Origin of the sequence: Gimesia panareensis, assembly GCF_007748155.1 — a bacterium.
GTDB lineage: Bacteria > Planctomycetota > Planctomycetia > Planctomycetales > Planctomycetaceae > Gimesia > Gimesia panareensis.
Genome location: NZ_CP037421.1, coordinates 5,607,968 through 5,630,594 on the forward strand (window position 1 = coordinate 5,607,968; position 22,627 = coordinate 5,630,594).

At 53.4% G+C, this 22,627-nt stretch carries 13 protein-coding genes; 6 read left to right on the forward strand and 7 right to left on the reverse strand.

Annotation, left to right across the window (positions count from 1 at the left end):
• The first annotated feature begins 91 nt into the window (after positions 1-91).
• From Enr10x_RS20990 to Enr10x_RS21000, 3 genes are read left to right on the forward strand one after another with little or no spacing between them, the layout of a single operon-like run.
• Positions 92-1,369 carry a DUF6807 domain-containing protein gene (locus Enr10x_RS20990; RefSeq protein WP_145112362.1) on the forward strand — a complete coding sequence of 426 codons (1,278 nt, stop codon included), beginning with the start codon at positions 92-94 and terminating at the stop codon, positions 1,367-1,369.
• 10 nt (positions 1,370-1,379) lie between these two features.
• Positions 1,380-2,162: an amidohydrolase family protein gene (locus tag Enr10x_RS20995; protein WP_145451278.1), complete on the forward strand. Its 783-nt coding sequence runs from the start codon at positions 1,380-1,382 to the stop codon at positions 2,160-2,162.
• Positions 2,159-2,938, forward strand: a complete 780-nt coding sequence (locus Enr10x_RS21000) for an amidohydrolase family protein (RefSeq protein WP_145112366.1) — start codon at positions 2,159-2,161, stop codon at positions 2,936-2,938. The genes Enr10x_RS20995 and Enr10x_RS21000 overlap by 4 nt, the downstream gene beginning before the upstream one ends.
• 9 nt (positions 2,939-2,947) lie before the next feature.
• Here the strand turns inward: Enr10x_RS21000 and Enr10x_RS21005 are convergent, their stop codons facing one another.
• A complete protein-coding gene (locus tag Enr10x_RS21005) occupies positions 2,948-4,888 on the reverse strand; it encodes a preprotein translocase subunit SecA (protein WP_145451279.1) in 1,941 nt (646 codons plus the stop codon).
• Between the two features lie 655 nt (positions 4,889-5,543).
• On the opposite strand from Enr10x_RS21005, the gene Enr10x_RS21010 reads away from it, so the two are divergent.
• Both Enr10x_RS21010 and Enr10x_RS21015 read left to right on the forward strand, forming a co-directional pair.
• Positions 5,544-10,190 carry a peptidylprolyl isomerase gene (locus Enr10x_RS21010; RefSeq protein WP_145451280.1) on the forward strand — a complete coding sequence of 1,549 codons (4,647 nt, stop codon included), beginning with the start codon at positions 5,544-5,546 and terminating at the stop codon, positions 10,188-10,190.
• Positions 10,191-10,691: 501 nt separating this feature from the next.
• Positions 10,692-15,542: a GEVED domain-containing protein gene (locus tag Enr10x_RS21015; RefSeq protein WP_145451281.1), complete on the forward strand. Its 4,851-nt coding sequence runs from the start codon at positions 10,692-10,694 to the stop codon at positions 15,540-15,542.
• Between the two features lie 73 nt (positions 15,543-15,615).
• On the opposite strand, the gene Enr10x_RS21020 is transcribed toward Enr10x_RS21015, so the two are convergent.
• The 3 genes from Enr10x_RS21020 to Enr10x_RS21030 are packed head-to-tail and all read right to left on the reverse strand — an operon-like array spanning position 15,616 to position 17,612.
• Positions 15,616-16,686 (reverse strand): tRNA dihydrouridine synthase, encoded by a 1,071-nt coding sequence (locus tag Enr10x_RS21020; RefSeq protein WP_145112374.1) that lies wholly within the window; start codon positions 16,684-16,686, stop codon positions 15,616-15,618.
• A gap of 26 nt (positions 16,687-16,712) precedes the next feature.
• Positions 16,713-17,339 carry a Maf family protein gene (locus Enr10x_RS21025; RefSeq protein ID WP_145451282.1) on the reverse strand — a complete coding sequence of 209 codons (627 nt, stop codon included), beginning with the start codon at positions 17,337-17,339 and terminating at the stop codon, positions 16,713-16,715.
• Between the two features lie 18 nt (positions 17,340-17,357).
• The gene (locus tag Enr10x_RS21030; RefSeq protein WP_145451283.1) at positions 17,358-17,612 is read right to left on the reverse strand and encodes a zinc-ribbon domain-containing protein; all 255 of its coding nucleotides are present in this window, start codon (positions 17,610-17,612) and stop codon (positions 17,358-17,360) included.
• Positions 17,613-17,971: 359 nt separating this feature from the next.
• Between Enr10x_RS21030 and Enr10x_RS21035 the strand changes: the two genes are divergently transcribed.
• Positions 17,972-18,880 carry a DUF1559 domain-containing protein gene (locus tag Enr10x_RS21035; protein ID WP_145451284.1) on the forward strand — a complete coding sequence of 303 codons (909 nt, stop codon included), beginning with the start codon at positions 17,972-17,974 and terminating at the stop codon, positions 18,878-18,880.
• 115 nt (positions 18,881-18,995) lie between these two features.
• On the opposite strand, the gene hslU is transcribed toward Enr10x_RS21035, so the two are convergent.
• The 3 genes from hslU to Enr10x_RS21050 form a co-directional block, all read right to left on the reverse strand.
• Complete coding sequence (hslU, locus tag Enr10x_RS21040) at positions 18,996-20,360, reverse strand: ATP-dependent protease ATPase subunit HslU (protein ID WP_145112382.1); 1,365 nt, start codon at positions 20,358-20,360, stop codon at positions 18,996-18,998.
• The gene (gene hslV / locus Enr10x_RS21045; RefSeq protein WP_145451285.1) at positions 20,348-20,908 is read right to left on the reverse strand and encodes an ATP-dependent protease subunit HslV; all 561 of its coding nucleotides are present in this window, start codon (positions 20,906-20,908) and stop codon (positions 20,348-20,350) included. The genes hslU and hslV overlap by 13 nt, the downstream gene beginning before the upstream one ends.
• A 300-nt stretch (positions 20,909-21,208) precedes the next feature.
• The gene (locus Enr10x_RS21050; protein ID WP_145112386.1) at positions 21,209-22,627 is read right to left on the reverse strand and encodes a DUF1501 domain-containing protein; all 1,419 of its coding nucleotides are present in this window, start codon (positions 22,625-22,627) and stop codon (positions 21,209-21,211) included.

Here is a 22,627-nt window from a genome sequence, read left to right on the forward strand (position 1 = left end):
ACCGCCCGAATGTTGCAACCGCTTCTGATCCGGGGGTAGCATAAAGAGAGTGGAATCGTGACATCACTCTTTTGCCAGACAGAGCAAGCTCATGTATCGAATACAGCGCCTCACAGGTTTACTTTTTCTGACGATCAGCTTCGTCTGCTTTACATCGGCGGTCAAAGCGGTAGAAAAGTCCACGCTCGGCAAAGTCAGTATTACAGCCGGCCAGACGCCGGTTCAAAATCAACCTGTCAGCGTGGAACTGCCTGAGATCGATTTCGCAGGGGACGCCGTCCACCTGGTTGATCTGCAATCTGAGAAAAAGACTGCGATCCCGGCACAGATCGAAAAGCGGGGCTCACAGCCGGATCGTCTCTGGTGGATTTACCGGGGCACACTGGCTCCGGGTAAAACCCGGGTGCTGGAACTGAAAGCAGGCGCAGTTCCCCAGGCGCAGGAAGTGACGATCAAAGATACGGGCACGGCCTACCAGATCCGGGTAGGGAAGCATGAGGTGCTGGATTACAATTACAAACACATTCCCGCGCCGAAGGATCTGCATCCGCTCTATGGACGCAGTGCTCACATTCACCCGATCGTGACTCCCCACGGAAAAATCGTTTCCGATGAATTTCCCCCCGACCATGCGCACCAGAGCGGCCAGTTTCTGGCATATACGAAATGCATTTTTGAAGGACGCCCCACCAACTTCTGGGAGATCAAAAGTAACAAAGGTCGGGTCCGGTTTCATAAACTGCTGTCAAAACAGTCCGGTCCCGTCTTTGGTGAACTGCAAGTCGAACAGGAATTCGTCGATCTGACCGGACCTGCAGAAAAAGTGGCTTTGCGGGAAATCTGGACCATCCGTGTCTGGAATCAACTGGAGAAAAACCCCGCCTACTGGATGTACGATATCACGTCCGAAGCCCGCTGTGCGACGGACAGTCCCCTGATTCTTCCCGAATATCATTACGGAGGCATGGCGATTCGTGGTGGGCGTGGCTGGACGAAGGAAAACTGTCGCTTTCTGACGTCGAATGGAAAAACACGCGAAAACGGCAATCATGACCGTTCCCTCTGGTGTGATATTTCCGGCAGGAATGCGGCTGATGAATCCTTCAGCGGGTTTACGATTTTGAGCCACCCGGGCAATTTTCGCTTTCCGGAACCGGTACGCATTCATCCTTCCATGCCTTACATGGTTTTCACTCCCAGCGCGCTCGGCGACTGGAAAATTGAGCCTGGCAGCCCCAATATCAGTCGCTACCGATTTCTGGTGCACGATGGTCCGGCGCTCTCGGGTACCGATTCCATCTGGCAAAGCTATGCTCATCCTCCGGAAGTCGCTTTTACCTTAGCTGCCAAACCCAAAACCAAAAACTGAAAGAATCACAATGATCTGGGACCTGCACTGCCACCTCTCCGGAGTGGAAGGAAAAACGGTCGATGAACGGATTGCCCAGTTGATGGTCTATGCAGACCGGATGGGCGTCGAACGTCTCATCTTTTTCATGGGCTGGCCGTTTCTGACCGACCCCACGCCCCAACAGTTCCGGGAACAGAACGATCAGGTCATGCAGGCGATCAGTCACTGGCACGACCGGGCCTTCGGCTTTGTCTACCTGAATGCAAAGTATGTCGAAGAGAGCCTGCAGGAGCTGGACCGCTGCGTGAAAAACGGTCCCATGATCGGCGTCAAGTTGTGGGTCGCAGCCCGCTGTAACGACCCGGCCATCGATCCGATAATTCAACGCGCGGGAGAACTGAAAGCCCTGATTTACCAGCACACCTGGTTTAAAACCGGTGGCAACCTGACAGGCGAATCGACGCCCAGTGACCTGGCGTTAATGGCGGCCCGGCATCCGGAGATTCCCATCGTCGCGGGACACACCGGTGGCGACTGGGAACTCGGTCTGCGGGCGATTCAGAACAGTCCGAATCTGTATGCAGGCATTGGAGGTTCCGACCCGACAGCCGGCATGACGGAGATGGCGGTCCGGACCCTGGGAGCAGAGCGTGTGATCTACGGCAGTGACATCGGCGGGCGGAGTTTTGCCTCCCAGCTGGCCAAAGTTCAGGGAGCCGATATTCCCGAAGTTTCCAAGCGACTGATTCTGGGTGGTAACCTCAAGCGTCTGTTGACCCCCATTTTGAACGAGAAGGGGATCAAAGTATGATTTTTGACGTCAACGTTTATCTGTCACGCTGGCCCTTCCGCCGACTGCCTCACGATGAAACAGCAGCGCTGGTCAGAAGGCTGAAACAGAATCAGATACAGCAGGCGCTGGCCGGCAGTTTTGATGGCGTACTCCATAAGGACCTGATGGCGGCCAATCAGCGACTGGTGAAAGAGTGCCAGACCAGCGGTGAAGGGATCCTGATCCCTGTCGGCAGCATCAACCCCCGGTTGCCCGGCTGGGAAGCGGATGTGATCGCCTGCCATGAACAGTGGAAGATGCCCGGCATCCGACTGCATCCCAATTATCACGAATATGAGCTGAGCGACCCCGCGGTCAAGAAACTGTTCGCGATGGCAGCCGAACGGGGCCTGTTCATACAGATTGTGATGCGGATGGAAGATGATCGGACACACCATCCACTGATGCAGATTCCTGATGTGAAATTTGATGCATTACCCGGCCTGATGCAGCAGCATGACCAGTTACAGGTCACCATTCTGAATGGCATGAAATCGCTGCGCGGCGCCAACCTGACACGGTTAACAGAAAATCCCAACCTGACGATCGAAATCGCCATGCTGGAAGGAGTAGGAGGCATTGAGAAACTGATGAAACAGGTCCCCTATCAGCAGATCCTGTTTGGTTCCTATTTTCCGTTCTTCTACCTCGAGTCCAGCCTGAATAAACTCAAGGAATCGCAGCTGGGACAGGAAATCGAATCTCAGATTACCTGGGAGAATGCGAAGAATCGCCTGCTTCCCTCGCAAACATAGAGCACAACTCTATTCGGTCCATTCCAGATAAGGGTCGAGCCCCATTTTATGAAACATCTCAATCCGGAATTTTTCCTGTTTGAGCATGTCCTTACGCTGCTTGCGGTGCAGTTTTTCCAGGAAGTCCTGGGTCTTCCTGAAAAATGAAATCCAGCCGGACGACAGTTCGCCACGATCGTCTGCTTTAGCAGAGCGGATGAGATTCTCCAGCTGATTCAATTCCAGGCACCGCAGCAACTCGTCTTCCAGTGAAAGAAAGAATTGATAGTGCCCCGGATCTCCCTGACGGGCCGCCCGCCCGATTAGCTGGCGGTCGATCCGGGCAGAGGTATGCATCTCTGTGGCGATGACGTGCAGACCGCCATTTTCGCGAACCGTATCTTTCAACAGAATATCGGTTCCCCGCCCTGCCATGTTCGTGGCGATGGTCACCCGGGAGGGTTCACCCGCTTTTTTGACAATCTCCGCTTCCTGTTCATGATATTTGGCATTCAGGATCTGATGCGGAATCGCCTTCATTGCCAGCAGGTCCCCCAGTTCTTCTGACGCTTCGACAGAAGGAGTCCCGACCAGGATCGAGCAGCGTTTTTCGCGCAGCCGCTCAATCTCTTCCACAACCGCTAACCGCTTATCCTGCAGGGTTTTAAAAATGCGGGGCTGACTGCCTTCCCGGATACAGGGACGATGTGTGGGAATCGAAGTCACCGAGACTTTGTAGGTTTTACGGATCTCCTTTTCCGCCAGTGCCGCCGTTCCCGTCATCCCGGCCAGATGGGTGTAATTCTGAAAGAAACTCTGCACGGTGATGCGGGCGGCCTGTCCGGTCGCCGCGGTGATGGGAACGTGCTCCTGTGCTTCGATCGACTGATGTAAGCCGTCCTGCCATTTACGACCTTCCATCATGCGCCCTGTGGATTCATCAACAATCACGACTTCATCATTCACGACAACGTAATCGCGATCTTTGAGAAATCCGAAGCGGGCGACCAGTGACTGTTCCACCTGCTTGTAAATGCGTTCGGTATCGATGGAATCCAACAGCGAGGGCTTGGGCATCAGCAGGACTTTACGGCATCCGTTATCAGTCAGATAGGCAGACCGCTTTTTGGGTTCGTAGACATAGTCGACTTCGGATTCCAGCTGGTGTGTGGCCCGATTGCTCCAGCGGAAGAGGTTTACCGAAGCGGCATCATTCGGCTGGATCAACCCGATGATCAGCGGTGTCCGGGCTTCGTCGATCAAGACACTGTCTGCTTCGTCGATCAGGGCAAAGTAATTTCCCCGTTGGACCAGTGGTTCTTTTCCGGAAGATTTATGGTTGGAAATGGCCTGCTCCAGTTGACCGGGGGCACTGGCTCCAATACGAATGCGGTCCCGGAGAAAGTCGAATCCCATTTCATTTGCGGTGCCATAGGTAATATCGAGACCGTAGGCGATCCGTCGATCATCGTCTTCCATATCAGAGGTAATACAACCGACTGACAGCCCCAGCTTATTGAAAACGGGCCCCATCAGCTCGGAGTCACGTTTCGCCAGGTAATCGTTTACTGTAACCACATGGCAGCCTTTTCCCATTAATGCCCTGAGATAGGCAGGCAGAACGGCAGTCAGCGTTTTCCCTTCCCCGGTCTGCATCTCCGCGATGCCTCCTTCAAACAGCGCCATCCCCCCCATCAACTGTACGGGGAAATGGGCCATTTTCAGCGTTCGCCAGGCTGACTCGCGCACCAGTGCATAAGCTTCAGGCAGAATTTTCTTCAGTGGCTCTCCCGATTTCGCACGCCAGCGGAGTTCCAGTGAGTAGCGTTCCAGTCGATCATCAGTCAGTTTCTTCAGCGATTCACCGCGTTTGATAATTTGACCGGCCAGCGCGCTCCAGCGGGATAATCTGGATTTCGAAGGGCGAAACCCGGTTTTCATCCAATGATAGCTATGAGATGCGATGCTCAAGTTGCCTCCAGGAGCGGTTAAATTACAAATTCGAAAAAGCGATCAGACTCGTGACGTTTGATGCCACTGAACAACAGACGGCGATTACTTATAGAAAAGACGCTCAGACGGGCTAAAAATAACGCAGTAAATCGAACAGCAACTGCTCGAAGCCAGCACATCTTCTCGCCTGAGGTCCTGAAACCTCATATTCATATAAGGTTTGATATTTAAAACACTTAGGACACAGAGATCATGATTGATCTGTCCTGTTTCAGCATCATTTTACCCATTGAACGAAGTGACAACCAAACAAAAACAGGAAATTCCCGGCGAGGACTACAAAATCAAATCGCTGTGGTAAGTTGTTACAGTTTGTTGACTTAAATCAACATTAGCAGACTTGTTCAGTCTGCAAATGTTAGATTGATTGCAACCAATCGTCATATTCGATGCAGATTGTTTTTTGGCTATGTCATATAGAAACTGACCACCCATTCGGTACAATTACCCTAAAGATCGAAAACATTCCAAATTGCCTGTTTTTTTAGGTACTGCTGCTGCTTTAGAATCATGACCTGAACATGCAGGTGCTGATCCCCTGCAGAGGACATCCACCAGAGGGCCGCATTCAAATGACAACTCTGATTTGCCCATACACAAAGATACCGAATTAATGATTTCGAAATTGATTGACAACCTGTGGAGACCACGACGTCGCCAGCATCATCGCCGGCTCAAAAAAGCGACGACTCCACTTGCAGCGACAGAAAAACTGGAAGACCGGACCCTGCTCAGTGGTCAGGATCTCATCGCTTTTGGCCAGGCACTCTCGGCAGCGAATGTGACACTGTATGGAGCTGCCTGGGATGCGGATACCACCGCACAAAAAGCGCTACTGGAAGATGGCGCTTCCTACCTCAACTTTGTCGACATTACGAATTTCGATCGCACTCTGAATGGCAGTGCTAATGATGTCGGAATTACAAACGTCCAAGACATTCGGCCGATCTGGAAACTGAATGATGGCACGTTGATTGAAGGCAGTTCGATCAACAGCCTGCAGGATCTGGCAACTGCGACCGGGGTTGCCATCACGAATTCCGACGGTCCCTATCTCAAAGATATCCCCACTCAAAATCTGCTGGCCAACACGGGACTGCATGTTGCCCTGGATGGATTTGATCCGGATGGCGGTCCGCTGACCTACACTGTGGAGAGCAGTAACCCCACTGTCTCAGCGCGCGTGTTGACCGGAAATCGCAGCCTGCGCATCTCTGTTGCCGGTTACGGAGATATGGTCTTTGAACTGTTCGAAGGCCGAGTGCCCCGCGCCACAGATCACATTATCGAACTGGCAGAGAACGGCTGGTACAACGGCTCCCCCTTCTTCAAAATCCTCAGCGACTCATTGATTCGAGGTGGAGATCCGACGGGTGTTGGAAATGCCGGCTCCTACCTGGGACCGTACAATGATCAGTTTCATCCGGAACTCCAACATGTACAGTCTGGCCTGCTTTCCGCTTACAAGCCGTTTAATAACGCTCTGGATGACTTTAGTGATTCCCAGTTCGTGATTACAGAGGGGTCCGACCGGACACGCGACTTCCAAAATACGATTTTCGGCTACCTGGTAGAAGGGGAAGATGTCCGCGAAGCCATCAGCAATGTCCCTGTCGTCAACGGAGAAGATCCCGTTTTTGACATCACGATGGAGACGGTGGATGTCTTTACCGATCAGGAAAACGGCACCCTGTTCTTAAATGCGCCGGAGGGGTACAGCGGCAGTTCCACAATTACCGTCACCGTCACCGATCAGGACGGCAATCAGCAACAACGCCAGTTCCAGGTCAACGTTCAGCCCGATTCCATTACCCCTCCCCATAGTGAGGGAGGAGAGGTTGTTTTTGACCCGGCAGATGCCAATCCTTACCTGTTAGACATCCCCACCCTGGAAACAAGACCAGGCGAGACCCTGCAGTATCAGTTGCAGTCGGTCGACGTTGATGCCACTGCCCTCTACAACAATTCCGGGTTCTATTATATGAATGCCCAGGTCATGGTTGATAATGGGTTCACACCTCTCATCAACGATCCTGACGGACTGACAGTTAATATTGATCTGAACAATCAGGGTATTCTGACTATCACACCCGACGCCAACCTGGCGTCCGGCGTTTACCAGTTTGTAGTGGGTGTCGGTTATCAGAGTATTGGAATCGATTTTCAGATCGTCACACTGATTGTGAGTGACCCTCCTGTCGCCAATAATGACTTTGTGGCCCTCCAGGGAGATACGCCGGCGTCTTTTGATATCTTTGCCAATGACACGGACAGTGACGGTACCATCGATGAACAATCGGCGGAATTCGTATCCCAGCCCGCCCATGGCACTGTATCGCTTGTCCAGGTCGGTGAAACTGACTATGAAGTTCAATTTACTCCCGATGGATCGGGTTACATGGGCATCGATTCCTTTACCTATCGGGTCAAAGATAATTTCGGGGCTTATTCGAATGTTGCTACCGTCGAATTTTCGATTGCCCCGGAAGGCGTCATCCTGGTCACCAGCAAGTTCGACACGCATCCGAATAATCGAGTCACCTTACGGCAGGCAATTCTGGCTGCGAATCTGGATACCGCCCAGGGGGCTGCCCCGGCAGGCCAGGGAACTGACATCATCATGTTTGACCCGGCCCTGTTTGCCGGGAACACGGCACCAGTTGAAATCGCTCTTTCAGGTGATCTTGCGATTACGGACTCGGTCACCATCATTGCCCCCACCTCGGCAGAGGGGGCCCCTTTACTCACCCTGAATGCTTCCGCCAGTGATCGGCATTTCACGATTAACGATGGTCTCGTGAGCAATCTCGTGGTGGGGCTGCAGAACCTGAAGCTGATTAATGGCAAAATCGCTGATAACGGCGGCTCAATCTTTAATGCGGAAACTCTGGTGCTCACCAACAGCGAAATCACTGGTAACCAGAGTACCTCCGATCTGGGAGGCGCGATCTACAATACAGGATCGCTGGAAATCTACGACTCACTGATTCAGTCCAACAGTTCCCAGTATTCTTCCGGAGGCGGGATTGTCAGCCAGTCCGGTTCCGTCATTCTGAGCGGGACCACGGTTGACCAGAACAATGCCGAAGGGTTTGGCGGAGGAATTTACGCGATCGATTCGAGTATTACACTCAATAACAGCACCGTTTCCACCAATGTCAGTTCGAATGGAGGCGGTGGCGGTATTTACCAGAACGGTGGTACCCTGACCCTGAACGGTTCGACCATCACCGATAATACCACAGGGGCCGCCACAGATGGGGGCGGGCTTTATCTCTTTGATACCACGACCACCGTTACAGATTCCACGTTTTACCTGAATCGCAGTTCCGGATCCGGGGGCGGGCTCAGACAATCCGGCGGTTCGCTGACGGTCCGCGGCAGTACTTTTTATGATAACTCCGCTCTGTTTGGAGACGGCGGTGCAATCTCCTCTGGTGCCGATACGACGGCTTTGATCAATTCCACTCTGTCTGGCAACTCGGCCGAGTATAACGGTGGTGGAATTTTCTTCTCTGATCCGATTGATTTTGTAAGTGGCATCATCAACAACAGCACGATTGCCAGCAATACGGCCAACCAGTCAGGGGGTGGCCTCTATGCTGCTTTCAATACGATCACGCTCAATAACACGCTGATCGCCGACAACTCTGCTTCCAGTTCAGGCAACGATGTCAATGCTTATGTCAACGGCACATACAGCCTGATCGAATCTGCCACTGGCATTCTCAACGACATCAGTGGATTCAATTTTATCACCGGACAGGATCCGGGCCTGCTCCCCCTGGCAGACAATGGTGGTCTGACACTGACTCATGCCCTGAATACCAGCAGTATCGCCATCGATGCCGGCGATCCCGGGTTTGATCCGTCTGCGTTCACTCCCGAACTGACACTCGATCAACGGGGATCTGCTCGCGTTGCGGACGGGAACCACGATTCCACCAGCCGGGTCGACATCGGAGCCTACGAAGCCGAATCGGTCCTCGGCTCGGCAGATCTGACGGTGAAATGGAATGCTACCAACACCGGAGGAACAGGGCAGGTCGGCTCGCTGCCAGCCAATGTCGACTTTCTGGATGAATGGAGCCCGGTCGTTGTTGAAATCTGGGTCAGTATTACCAATTCCACGGAGAATGGTGTCGCTTCCGCAGCCGTTGATTTCAGTTTTGATGCCACTTACCTGACGGCAGATTCGATAGAATACGGCCCCGGATTTACCCAAAGTCAGACTGGCACCATCGACAATAACAATGGAACCATTACGGGGCTGGGGGCTTCGACCAGCCAGACAGCCTATGGCGCAGAAACCCTCGTCCTGCTGGCGCGCGTCAACCTGTCTGTGAAACCCATTGACCTGAATGCGGACGGAGAGTACATCCATCCTGTCGGGAATGTTGATTTCCAGATCTCAAACAGTGTAGTCAGCTCTGCTGTCGGGAATGCCGCAGTGACAGAAGGTGCGGCAGTCAACCTGGCCCTGGTGCCCGCGTTATATGACCTGGATGATAGTGGCAGGATTGATTTCAGAGACCTGATTCTATTCGTTGCCGTATACAACAAAACCACGGGCGCTTCCGGAGCAGACGGCACCTGGGCCGCTGACTTTGATCACTCAGGGCGAGTTGATTTTCGAGACCTGACTTATCTGGCAGCAAATTATAACCGCGTTCAGGGGGTGGGGAATGCTCTGGTCTACCCCCCGAATTTCGATGAAATCTGGCAGCAGAATAATCTGGTCGCAGCTTCAATCAACTCAGACGACACCGGCACTCAACCTTTGACCAGTGAAGCAGTTGAGCCTGTTCTGGAGGCGGCAAAACAGCAGGTCGCAGCCAGTACAGATGAAACCTCAGTAGAGCAGCTGAGTGACGTCAAAATTGAAATTGTGGAACTGTCGGATAACCAGCTGGCCCGTGCTGATTCCACCACAAATACGATCTATCTGGATGTAAATGCAGCAGGCTGGGGCTGGTTTGTTGACAGTACTCCCTTCTCGAATACCGAGTTTGATGCGACCGATGATCCTCGGATCTTCTCAGCAGGTCTATTGAGTCCTGCAGCGGGTCAGATCGACCTGTTGACCGTTCTGCTGCATGAACTCAACCATCTGCTGGGACACGAACATACTTCGGACTCATCCGTGATGGATCCGGTCCTGGCTACGGGAGAACGGAAACTGATGGAAACACAGGATACAGAGGCTACAGACGACTTTTTCGGCAGCTATCTGGATCCCGAATTTGGCGGTATCAATTGAGGGTCTCTAAAGTAACTTCATTTTTTAAGAGGAAATCGTCTTGCCAATGGTGAGAAATCCTGAGTTCAGACGTCCAGAAGATAGCGGTTCTGCGCCATACGGTCGTCAAAACCTGAATCAACGGCCCCTTTTCCGTCGATCTTTTTTATCTTTTACTTGACATACGTAGTTTTGCTGCTGCACAATCGGTGATAAGTTTGCCCATTTTAACAGATAACCGATCTTGTTGAAGTGGGGAGACAGAGAGCGAAGGCAGGGCCTGTCTCAGCCATCAGAACATTTATTTAACGTAATCCGTTTCACATAAAAGAGTTATAGATCCTCTTCAAGATAAGCGACTCGCTGAAAACAGCATGACCTGTTTTGGCATGATATGGAAAGATGCAAATGATGTTTATGAGAACTAAACGTCGTCACCAGCCTGGTCGAATTGGTTCATTTCTGCAACGTTTACGCAGAGGTCGTGCAAAGCGTTTGAAGAATCAACGCCTGAATGCATCCATGAATTCAATTTCGACAGTGGAATTTCTGGAAGACAGAACCCTGCTCTCGGCTGTCAATTCACTGGTCAATCCCAACCTCTATGAGACAATCGCCAGTGAATATAATCTAAATGAACAGGCATTGCAGGAATTAAGCAATCCGACCAACAGAGCGCTTACCAATCAGACACAGGCGCAACAACGTTCCCAGACTCCTACCTCGGAAATCGAAAAAGAACGACATAGAAATGACCTGGGCCAGGTAGACAATCCCAGCAGTTTTACTAATTTCTCGGTCAATGAAGGCGAGGGCATCAACACAACCGGAGTCAATGACGATCTGTCTACAGCGCAGTTGATCTCCGGTTTGGGGACCGGAATCACCGACCAGAACGATGCAGATATTGCAGGTTACCTCACTAACTCTACTTTCAGCTTTCTGTTTTCTGAATTTCCTGAGGATGACGGCTCTATCGACCTGGCAAATGATATCTTCATCTCAACTGGTCAGTCGATGCAGATTCTGGGTGCGCAACTGGGTAACGGTCCCAATGGCAGCAGCGGAACCGGTACCGGTGACTTTGATTTCTATAAAATCAGTGGGGTTCAGGCAGGTGAGCGGATCTCGATTTCCGTTAAGGACTCCACACAGTTCTTCAACCTGGACCCGATGGTCGCGATTTATAACAGTTCCGGCTTCATGGTCGATTTTGATGATGATGGCGGCACATTTCTGGACAGCCAGCTGGATTACACTGCCACGCTGTCTGGTGACTATTACGTAGCGGTTACCAGTTTTGCCACTGGATTCCCCAATGACCCCTATGATTCAGCAAGTGGAAACGGTGTTGGAGCAGGTTCTCTGGCGGAAGGGGCATACGACCTGACCATTGGTCGCAACGTCCAGGATATCGACTATTATGCAGTCCAGCTCGAAGCAGGAGACGTTTTGGGGGCCAATGTCACCGGTTCAGGTCAGACGGTTTCCCTGTATGATCCCTCGGGAACACTGATGATGGAGTCATCATTCTACCTGGCCGACCTGTATCCGGCAAACAGTCCACTGCCCGGTGATGGAAACGCCGCGGCTGCGGTCGTGGCACCGGTTGCGGGTACTTACTATATCGGAGTCACCGGAGATAACGGCTTCTACGACCTCCAGCTGCGAACCTATCGTCCGGAACTGGAAACGCAGCCGGTGGGAGCCATTCAGACACTGTATATCGACTTTGATGGTGCTGACGTTGATCCTGCTCTCTTCGACAGCGTCTATAATACGTCATCCGTCTCCCTGTCTGCCATGGATACGTTTCTGGGGAACTGGGGATTGACCAGTGCCGACGAAGAAGCTGTCATCCGGGCGATCATGGCGACAGTTGAAGAAAATTTTGCTGATGTGGGACTGGCCAATAACGGTGATTTTGCCACTTCCAATATTCCCGGTGATTATGGCATCCAGATTTTAAACAGCTACGACAATCCCGGCCTGGATGAAACCAATACCCCCAATCTCAGTCGCGTCATCGTGGGTGGTACGATCAATGAACTGGGAGTCTATACCATTGGTATCGCAGAATCGATCGATGTCGGTAACTTTGACACGACCGAATCTGCTGTCGTCCTGCTCGATCTGCTCAGCAGCACCAACGCGGCAGACCCTAACTCTTTGAATAATATTACACGAAACTTCTCCACCAGTATCATTGACCTGATCGGAGTGGCCGTCGGAAATATCGTCACTCACGAAGCCGGTCACTTCTTCGGCTTATGGCATACCCAGAACTACACCTCTCCCTCACAGATCATTGACTCGGGTGGGTATCTTTCAAATACGATCGGCCTGGGCAACGATGGGATTTTTGGCACAGGTGACGACGTCGACGTCGATTTCAACGTGGGTGCTCTCAGTGAATTCATTGGAACCCAGGACAGCCCCAATACACTGGCCTTTGGCCTCTCCACCGGTGCCAACTACGGTCAGGATTATGGGGACGCCCCGGATTCCTACCACACGCTCCTGGCGAGCGATGGTCCCTGGCATGATCTCAAGGGGGGACTGACCCTGGGTGCGACGATCGACCAGGACGTCGATGGACAACCTACCCCGGATGCCTCCGGTGATGGTGCGGACGATGACGGGATCGTTTTCCTGGACCCGCAAGGTAACCCGACCAATGGTATTTCGATAACCGATAATACTGTGAAGATTGACGTAATCGCTTCAGGAGAAGGTTACCTCCAGGGCTGGATCGATTTCAACGGTAACGGCACCTGGGAAGCCAGCGAGCAGATCTTCACAGACCAATTTCTGACGGCCGGTTCAAACCCACTGACATTCAATGTCCCTCATGGTGCGGGTGAGTTTGTCATTGGAGAGTCATTTGCCCGCTTCCGCTTCAGTACTCAGACAGGCCTGGGGGTCACCGGCTACGCTCCTGACGGGGAAGTCGAAGACTACCGTCTTGAACTGACGGCAGCTCGCTACGGTACGATCACCTTCGATAACAGTACGTATGACTCAGGCGACCTGATCACGATCACAGTGACGGACGGCGACCTGCTGGGAGCAGGAACAGTCGATGTGACTGTAACTTCGACCGGCGGTGATCAGGAAACCGTCACCTTGACAGAGGTCGGTTACGGAACTTTCACCGGAACGCTGGCTTCTTCCCCCGGTACTCTGGTCGTCGGAGATGGTGTGCTGCAAGTCGTGTTTGGTGAAACCATCACTGCCGCCTATGCAGATGCCGATACGGGAGAAGGACAGCCAGGTAACTATCTGGGGGACTTTGTCGCATCCGGATTGAACAGCCCGCGTGACCTGGTCTTCGGACCGGATGGCGATCTGTACGTCAGCAATGGTTTTGAAAATGGAGATGGTTCCGATCACACCGTCGAACGCTTTGACGGTCAGACAGGCGCCTCCCTGGGCTCCTTTGTGATCCCCGGTGCAGGTGGCATCGATGTCCCCAATGGTCTCGCCTTCGGGCCGGATGGCAACCTGTATGTCGCCAGTTCTGATACGGGTCAGATTCTGCGCTACGACGGGCAGACCGGTTCGATTATCGGCTCGGGGGTCTTTGCCTCCGGTGGTGGACTCGTTGAACCGCGTTTCATCGCCTTCGGGCCCGGATCAGCTCCCGGTATTCCCGACCTGTATGTGGCCGACACCGGCTTTCTGCGTGACCGCATCTTACGTTATGACGGTCTGACAGGTGCCTTTATCGAAGAATATGTCGCCCGTAGTGAAGGGGGCATGGGCAAGCCTTACGGCATGGCATTTGACGCCAACGGCAACCTGTATGTGGCCAGCTTCTCAACACACGAAATCCTGAAGTTTGATTCCAATGGAGATCCGGTTCCCGGAGGTCCATTTATCGCTGAGGGTACAGGAGGCCTTCGAAACCCCCGCGGTATTACGATCGGTCCGGACGGACTGCTGTATGTCGCCAACGGAGCCACGGAAAGCATCCTCCGATTTGATCCAGTCACCGGTGCTCCAATCGACAACGGTGATTACACATTCAACGCTACCATTCAACTGCCCTATGGCGTTTCCTTCGGACCGGATGATAACCTGTACGTCGTCGACACTGACCTGGGTAAAGTACTCAAATTCGCCGGTCCCTTTGGAACTGCGACCCCGAGAGTGATTACCGACACGGCCCTGATCGTCGCCAGCAACGGAGTCGATTTTGGTGATGCCCCGGCTTCATTCCCGAATCTCGTTGCTGAAGATGGTGCCCGACATGCGATCAACAACAACGGACTTTATTTAGGGACCGGAGTAACTGCAGAGGCCGACGGCCAGGAATCGCTGACGGCGAATCTGGATTCTGACGATGGAATTCTGCTCAACCCGATCATTGCCGGTGATTCCTCAACCACTGTCACGATCATCTCGTCCGGTGTCGGCTATGTTGATGCCTGGATCGACTTCAACGGTAACGGGACCTGGGAAGCCAACGAGCAGATTCTTTCCAGTCAGTCTGTCGTGGCCGGGGCTAATACCGTATCCATTACGGTGCCACTGGGTGTCGTTGTGGGTGACGTCGCTGCCCGCTTCCGTCTGAGCTCCGCTGGTGGGTTATCCGCCACTGGTGCTGCTGCGGACGGGGAAGTCGAAGACTACCTGGTCACGGTTGTGCCCCAGGGTTATACCGGCCTGCTCCCCGACCCGAACCGGCCCGGGAAAACAGCGCTGTTCATCACCGGTACGCAGGGTAACGATGTCATTCTGGTCTCGCAGACCAACGAAACCAACATCGTTCAGGTACGGATCAATGGTGTGAATATGGGTGAGTTCGCTCCCACCGGCGGCGTTTACGCCTGGGGACTGGGCGGCGATGACCAGATCATTGCCGACGATACCTTCTACGACCGGGAATCGATGTTCTTCGGCGGACTCGGAAACGACTATCTCGTCGGTGGCTGGGGCAATGATGTCCTGATCGGTGGTTATGGAAACGATACCCTCGAAGGGGGCCCTGACGGATTTGATATTCTGATTGGTGGTTTCGGGTCCGACTTTATCCGGGGGCATAACGAGTCGCTCTATACCGACTACGGCCAGAATGGCGACATCCTGATTGGTGGTGCAACGATCTATGATAACGGCATGACCCAATTGTTCGCCATTTACCAGGAATGGATCTCTGCCGACCCGTTTGGTGACCGCGTCGCCAGCATCAGTACTCGCGTGGGCAATACGACCGCCGGTGTGAATAACGTTCGCCTGGACGACACCACTGTCTTCGACGACGGGGAACTGGACCAGCTGTATGGTGCCGTTGCCCGTGGCGATGACTGGTTCCTGCTCGACCTGGGTCTGGATATCAATAATGCGGGTGCCAACGACATCCGTCAATAACAGTCACTACCCCACGTTAACCACACAGCCCCCGAGAAATGCGTTTCTCAGGGGCTGTGTTTTTTTATGACGTCTACCAGCGTTCCACTGGACCGTTGGGGGTTTTGACCAAAGCCGTCGGTACGGATGAAGCACGCTCCCCGTGTCGTTCACGAATCTGGGAAACGATCTCTGTGAACTCATCGCTGGACTCCAGGCGACGCAGGCGGTCTTCCAGGTCTTCCGGAATTCCCAGGCGGGCGCCGTACCAGGCGGCGAATTTCCGGATCAGCTGGCATCCATAATTATCGTAATGTTCGATCATCAGGCGAAAATGATGTTCCAGGAATGCGATCTGTTCTTCGCGGGTCGGTTCCGTAACCGGCGTATCTCCTGACACGGTCCGTTCAATTTTGCGAAAGATCCAGGGATCCAGCATCGCGCCCCGTCCAATGGAAACCGCCTGGCAACCGGTCTCCTTCCGCATGCGAAAGGCATCCTCGACCGTACAGACATCACCGTTCCCGACCACGGGGATATCCTGTACCGCTTCCACCGTCTGCCTGATCCCATCCAGATCGACACTGCCACCAAAGCCCTGATTGCGAGTTCGCCCATGAATGGTAATCGCAGCCACGCCCGCCTGTTCGAACTCCCGGGCCAGCAGCGGGGCTGTGATTGAATCGCGATCCCAGCCCAGTCGCATCTTAACCGTGACCGGCAAAGAAACGGCATCCACCACATCCGCCACCATCTGGGAGGCTTTTTCCGGGGAGCACATAATCCGGGCTCCGCCGCCATTGCCGTTGATTTTAGCCATCGGACAACCCATATTCAGATCCACGGCCTCATAGCCGGCTGCTTCCAGCCAGCGGGCGGCCTTCACCAGTTCTTCAGTGACACCGCCAAATATCTGGACAGTCAAAGGACGGTCTGCTGGGGAAGTTTTGAGTAACGCCTTTGATTTCCTGCTGCCGGCCAATAGATGCGAGGCCAGCACCAGATCGGTCGTACATAACCCAACGCCGCCCAGTCGGCGTAGCGCGACACGAAAGGCGTGCTGCGTGTAGCCTGCCAGGGGTGACAGGAAATAACGGGAACGGAGTCTGCGATTGCCGATGCTGATTTCAGGCGATTCGACGGTGCTCCACTTAATCAATGACATGAGATCTTTTTAACTTCGAAAATGTTTCAGCTGACAAACGGCAATAATTTTTCCAGGGGCAATCCTACTACATTGGTCAGGCTGCCTTCAATCCGTTTCACAAAGATACTGCCCGCCCCCTGAACAGCATAGCCTCCGGCTTTTCCCAGTGACTCCCCGGTCGAGAGGTACCAGTCCAGATGTTCCCGTACAAATTCCCGCTCGTGAAAACTGACCAGCGTTTGAGAGAATTCCATCACGGTTTTCGCGGACGAACGCAAACAGAGCCCCGTAATGACTCGATGCGTCTTGCCGGCATAATCTTCTAAAAACCAGTCGCGCACTTCCTGTTCCCAGCCGGTATTCGCTACAGGCTGCCCCAGAACCACAAAATACCCTGCCTGGCGCTCGACCACAATAATGGTATCGGAGGTCAACAGGAGCGTATTCTCGAAATCGTCAGACTGCACCTGCTCGAAGACATCTTCGTTTTTATCTCGACAGATCTCAGCCAGCCGTTCCTGAATTCCGGTCAGGTCATGTAAATCTTCAAATCCCGCTTCGTCGGGATCCAGAGGAGGAATGACTTGGATTGCCGATTCCGGGACCAGCTGCATTAACAGTTCCCTGCGACGGGGAGAACGAGACCCCAGAATCCATTTTTGAAATTGCATTCGCTGCCCATTCCCACTTTAAGACAAAAAGATCAGGCTGAAAATGGTCGCAACCACGCCCAGAATTCCCAGGAAAACCCACCACGACGGACGATCACTCAGAGGATCCGTATTGGCTGTCAGGTACTCTCCACAAATCGGACAGGAGACGGCGTCTTCGTAAACGTCCGCGCCGCAGTGGGAACAGACAATCGTCTCTGATTCCCAGTCATCATCAAAGTCGGAATCGGGACCATAATCTTCGTCATATTCAGAATCCCAGTCTTCATCCATCCCTGCTGCGTCCAATCACTGTTATCAGATCTACTGATTGAGAAACTTGTACATTTTTTCAAACTGCCCCTGCCCTGAATACAGACACTTGATCCCCAAGTTCAGGAACACTATATTTTGAAACTCTTAAAAATTTTGCGTGAGATTGAGCCAGCCAGCGGTATCAGAATATGGAATCGCTGTTTGCTAACTTCAAATCAGCATAACGAGCCGTCTCTGTCAGTGTATCCATCAGCTTCTGCTGATGCCTCAATTACTATAAGAGTCCCTCCCTGTTGACAGCCTTCCCGGATCGCGCTCCCGCGTGCTTCCCACAGTTTCATTCATCAATTTTTTATTCTAACTACTGGAGAGTCAAGATGCAGCCTCGCAGCATCAAACCCGTCCGTCGTGTGGGTTTTACGTTGATCGAACTACTCGTCGTCATTGCCATTATTGCGATCCTGATCGCTTTATTACTGCCAGCCGTCCAGCAGGCACGCGAAGCCGCCCGCCGCAGTACCTGTAAAAACAATGTCAAACAGCTCGGTCTGGCATTTCACAACTATCATGAGACCTTTCGCTGCCTGCCTCCCGGCTGGGTACAGCGATCGCTGTCCGCTTCCTGCCAGCCTTCTGCCAGCAGCACAGGTGGCTGTCTTCCCGGCTGGGGCTGGAGCACCATGTTGCTGCCTTTTGTTGACCAGGCAAACCTCTATAACGCACTGAATGTATCGTCTGCCAACCTGAGCACCACTCCGACTCAGCAGACGAAAACAAAGATCCCCCTGTTCCGCTGCCCTTCTGATGTCGGCAGCGATCTGAACTCGGATCGCGGCGGGCATGCTACTTCCAATTACAAGGCAGTCTATGGCAGCCGGGGGATCGGATCAACCATCAATTCCAGTCCCCATAATGCCGCGGGCGGGAATGGTTCCTTCTGGTCAAACAGTAACACAAAAATTCGCGACATCACCGATGGCACGAGTAATACGGTTCTGATTGGGGAAACGGCACGAGGTCGTGTGGGCGCAAATACGTATAACGGCGGCATCTGGGTCGGTTACTACGACAACGGAAAAACCGCCTCCTGTGTCTGGAAAACCGAAAACCACCCCGGCTCACTGATCAACGGAACGCTGGCCTGGGCCTTCAGCAGCCAGCACACTGGCGGAGCTCATTTCCTGCTGGCCGACGGCGGAGTCCGTTTCCTGAGTGAAAACATCGACGGCACCACCTACGAAAATCTGGGAAAGATCCAGGACGGAAATGTCATTGGTGAATTCTAAGATACGAATTGGCTGACTTCTTTCAGTCGACTGATTTGCTGATTGAGTAAAACAACAGAGCCCCGCTGCATGGTTTTGCAGCGGGGCTCTGTTTGATTAACTCTTTATCGGAGAATCACAGGATAAATTTACTGAGATCTTCGTCTTCCACGATCGTATGCAGTTTCTGCTGCACGTAAGCGGCGTCGATTGTGATCTTCTTGGTTTTCAGATCAGGTGCTTCATAGCTGACTTCTTCCAGCAGACGCTCCAGAATCGTATGCAGGCGACGCGCCCCGATGTTCTGTGTCGTCTGGTTCACCTGAAAGGCGATATCGGCCAGTTCTTCCAGTCCGTCCTGTTCGAACTTGACCTGCACACCTTCGGTTTTAAGCAGTGCCTGATACTGCATCGTGATCGAACTGGTTGGTTCGGTCAGAATGCGAAGGAAGTCCTCCCGGGTCAGTTCCTGCAGTTCGACGCGAATCGGGAAACGTCCCTGCAGTTCGGGCATCAGGTCAGAAGGCTTGGTGCGGTGAAACGCGCCCGCGGCGATGAACAGCATGTAATCGGTTTTGACCGAACCGCTGCGGGTCTGCACCGTCGTCCCTTCCACGATGGGAAGCAGGTCGCGCTGTACACCCTGGCGACTGACATCGCCGCTGCGATTCCCCCCTTCCTCGGAGGTACAGATCTTGTCGATCTCATCGATGAACACAATCCCGTGCCGTTCGGCAAGTTCGATCGCTTCCTCGGCAATCGCATCCTTGTCCATCAGGCCTTCCACTTCCTGTTCGAGCAGCACCTTACGCGCCTCTTTGACAGTCAGCTTACGATGCTTGCTCTGCTGAGGCATGATGCGTTCGAACATGCCCTGCAGATCCACGTCCATCTGGTCCATCCCCATGTTGGAGAAGACCTGCACCGGGGAGCTTTTCTGGTCGACTGAGATTTCGACTTCCTTCTCTTCCAGGGCGCCCTGGCTGAGCATGGTGCGAAACTTGTCCCGGGTTCGCTCGTAGCGTTCCTGGGAATCCTCTTCCTTCGCATCCTCCGTCGATTCCCGGAACGAAGATTCCCACTCCGGTCGGGGGATCAAGAGGTCGAGCAGTCGTTCTTCGACGCGGGCTTTGGCTTTATCCACCAGTTCCACCCGTTTTTTCTCACGCACCAGGTTCTTGGCAGAATCGACCAGGTCGCGAACCATGCTCTCGACATCGCGACCGTAATAGCCGACCTCGGTGTACTTGGTGGCTTCCACTTTGATAAACGGAGCATCGATCAGTTGCGCCAGCCGGCGCGTGATCTCGGTTTTACCAACCCCGGTCGGACCGATCATCACAATGTTCTTCGGCGTGATCTCCTTGCGGAGTTCATCCGGCAGCTGCTGCCAGCGCCAGCGGTTTCGCAGGGCGATTGCGACAGCACGCTTGGCATCATCCTGACCGACAATATGTTTATCGAGTTCGGCAACAATCTGCCGGGGGGTTAATTCGTGCACTCCAACTCCTCCACGATGATATTATTATTCGTATAGATATCGATTTCAGAAGCGATACCTAACGAGGTTTTCACGATTTCCGGTGCAGACAACTGCGAATGTCCCACCAGCGCCCGGGCAGCGGCGGTGGCATAGTTGCCCCCGGAACCGATGCCGATGATTCCATCCGAGGGAACCACGACATCCCCTTGCCCGGTGATCAGCAGACTGTGCTCGGTGTTGACGACGATGATCAGCGCTTCGAGTTTCCGCAAGATACGATCGGTACGCCAGTCACGGGCCAGTTCGGTCGCCGCACGGGGCATATTGCCGGGATAGTCACGGGCCTTGACTTCAAACCGTTCCAGCAGCGAAAACGCATCTGCGGTCGAGCCCGCAAAGCCGCAGACAATCTGACCATCCAGAATTTTGCGGATCTTGCGGGTATCGCTTTTCATCACAGTATCGCCGTGTGTTACCTGTCCATCACCGCCGATGGCCACTTTTCCGCCATGCCGGACTGTCAGGATCGTCGTCGAACGCCACTTCTTTTTGTCTTGGGAACTCATAACTGCTGTTTCATAAATAGAATCTGATAAAAAATGCTGCTCACAGCTGCGGGTAGACACCATAGAACAGAGACGACAGACATGCAAGCATCCGGTCTCTGAATCATAGTCTGCCCGGATTGCGTTTTTCAATCGCTGCCGGAAGACATGCGCGCTGATTTATCTTAATCTCAACGCACCCCCTGAAGACAGGGATCAGACAGACCTGAAAAATAGTGAGGTTTGCGCAATAAAACAGCCCTGACTCAGAAAAGCCAGGGCTGTTAAGTATTTACTCTCATGTGCAGACGAACTGGACACTTACGCCAGCACGCCGTGTGCCACATGACCGGCAATATCGGTCAGGCGGAAATCGCGACCGGCATAGCGATAGGTCAGCTGCTCATGATTCATGCCGAGAATGTGTAACATTGTCGCGTGGAAATCGTGAATGTGCATTTTGTCTTTGGTGGCATAATATCCGAATTCATCGGTCGCCCCGTACTGGAAGCCGGCTTTCACGCCGCCACCGGCCATCCACATCGTGAAGCCTTCGGGGTTGTGATCGCGGCCGTTCTTCCCCTGGGCCGTCGGTGTCCGGCCGAATTCGCCTCCCCAGACCACGAGGGTATCCTTGAGCAGGCCACGCTGCTTGAGGTCTTTCAACAGGGCTGCGATGGGCTGATCGACCTCTTTCGCATTTTTCGTATGCCCTTCATACAGGTTGCTGTGCTGGTCCCACTGAACTTTCTGGTCACTGTGGGAAACCTGAATGAAGCGGACGCCCCGCTCTGCAAATCGACGGGCCATCAGACACTGACGACCGAAGTCGGCGGTCTCTTTCTGATCCAGTCCATACATCTTCTGGGTGGCTTCGGACTCGTCTGAGATATCCTGAACCTGGGGGACTTCTTCCTGCATGCGGAAGGCGAGTTCGAAGCTGCCGATGCGGGCATCGAGGACCTGGTTGGGACCGGTCTGATCCTGGTGCATCCGGTTCAGTTCGTTCATGAACTCCACCTGCTTCCGCTGTACTTTGCGGGAGAGGAACGTGTTCTTGATGTACTCGATCTGTGCATTCTCTGCAGCGACGGCCGCATTCCCCAGCGGTGTTCCCTGGTAGGGAGCGGGCAGGAAGGCAGAGCTCCAGTTTTTCACACCACCATGTGCGAGTGTCGGGCAGATGGTGATGAAGCCGGGCAGATTCTGATTTTCCGTTCCCAGGCCGTAGGTCACCCAGGAGCCCATACTGGGACGCACGAACGCATCGCTGCCTGTATGCAGCTTCAACAGGGCACCACCGTGGGCGGCGTTGGTTCCATAGACCGAGTTGAGAATACAGAGATCGTCCACGCATTCTGCGACATGGGGAAACAGTTCGCTCACATGAATTCCGCTCTCGCCGTACTGCTTGAACTTCCAGGGCGACTTCAACAGATTGCCGGTAGGAGCAAACTGCACCCGGGGTTTATCGAAGGGCAGCGGTTTGCCGTCGTATTTCTGCAGCTGGGGCTTGTAATCGAACGTGTCCATGTGGGAGGGGCCTCCCTTCATGAACAGGAAGATCACCCGCTTGGCACGCGGCGTAAAATGTGGCTGTTTGGGAGCCAGTGGATCTTTCGACGAGGCTGCTTTGGACTCTTCATTCAACATGGAGAGCAGCGCGAGATTTCCGAAACCAATTGCTGATTTCTTTAACAGATCCCGGCGGGAAAACAGTGATTGAGGCAGGATACTCAT

Bases quoted from the DNA above. Each gene is read 5' to 3' on its own strand.
- Enr10x_RS20990 (WP_145112362.1), top strand. From the start codon at position 92: ATGTATCGAATACAGCGCCTCACAGGTTTACTTTTTCTGACGATCAGC.
- Enr10x_RS20995 (WP_145451278.1), top strand. From the start codon at position 1,380: ATGATCTGGGACCTGCACTGCCACCTCTCCGGAGTGGAAGGAAAAACG.
- Enr10x_RS21000 (WP_145112366.1), top strand. From the start codon at position 2,159: ATGATTTTTGACGTCAACGTTTATCTGTCACGCTGGCCCTTCCGCCGA.
- Enr10x_RS21010 (WP_145451280.1), top strand. From the start codon at position 5,544: ATGATTTCGAAATTGATTGACAACCTGTGGAGACCACGACGTCGCCAG.
- Enr10x_RS21015 (WP_145451281.1), top strand. From the start codon at position 10,692: ATGAATTCAATTTCGACAGTGGAATTTCTGGAAGACAGAACCCTGCTC.
- Enr10x_RS21020 (WP_145112374.1), bottom strand. From the start codon at position 16,686: ATGTCATTGATTAAGTGGAGCACCGTCGAATCGCCTGAAATCAGCATC.
- Enr10x_RS21025 (WP_145451282.1), bottom strand. From the start codon at position 17,339: ATGCAATTTCAAAAATGGATTCTGGGGTCTCGTTCTCCCCGTCGCAGG.
- Enr10x_RS21030 (WP_145451283.1), bottom strand. From the start codon at position 17,612: ATGGATGAAGACTGGGATTCTGAATATGACGAAGATTATGGTCCCGAT.
- Enr10x_RS21035 (WP_145451284.1), top strand. From the start codon at position 17,972: ATGCAGCCTCGCAGCATCAAACCCGTCCGTCGTGTGGGTTTTACGTTG.
- hslV (WP_145451285.1), bottom strand. From the start codon at position 20,908: ATGAGTTCCCAAGACAAAAAGAAGTGGCGTTCGACGACGATCCTGACA.
- Enr10x_RS21050 (WP_145112386.1), bottom strand. From the start codon at position 22,627: ATGAGTATCCTGCCTCAATCACTGTTTTCCCGCCGGGATCTGTTAAAG.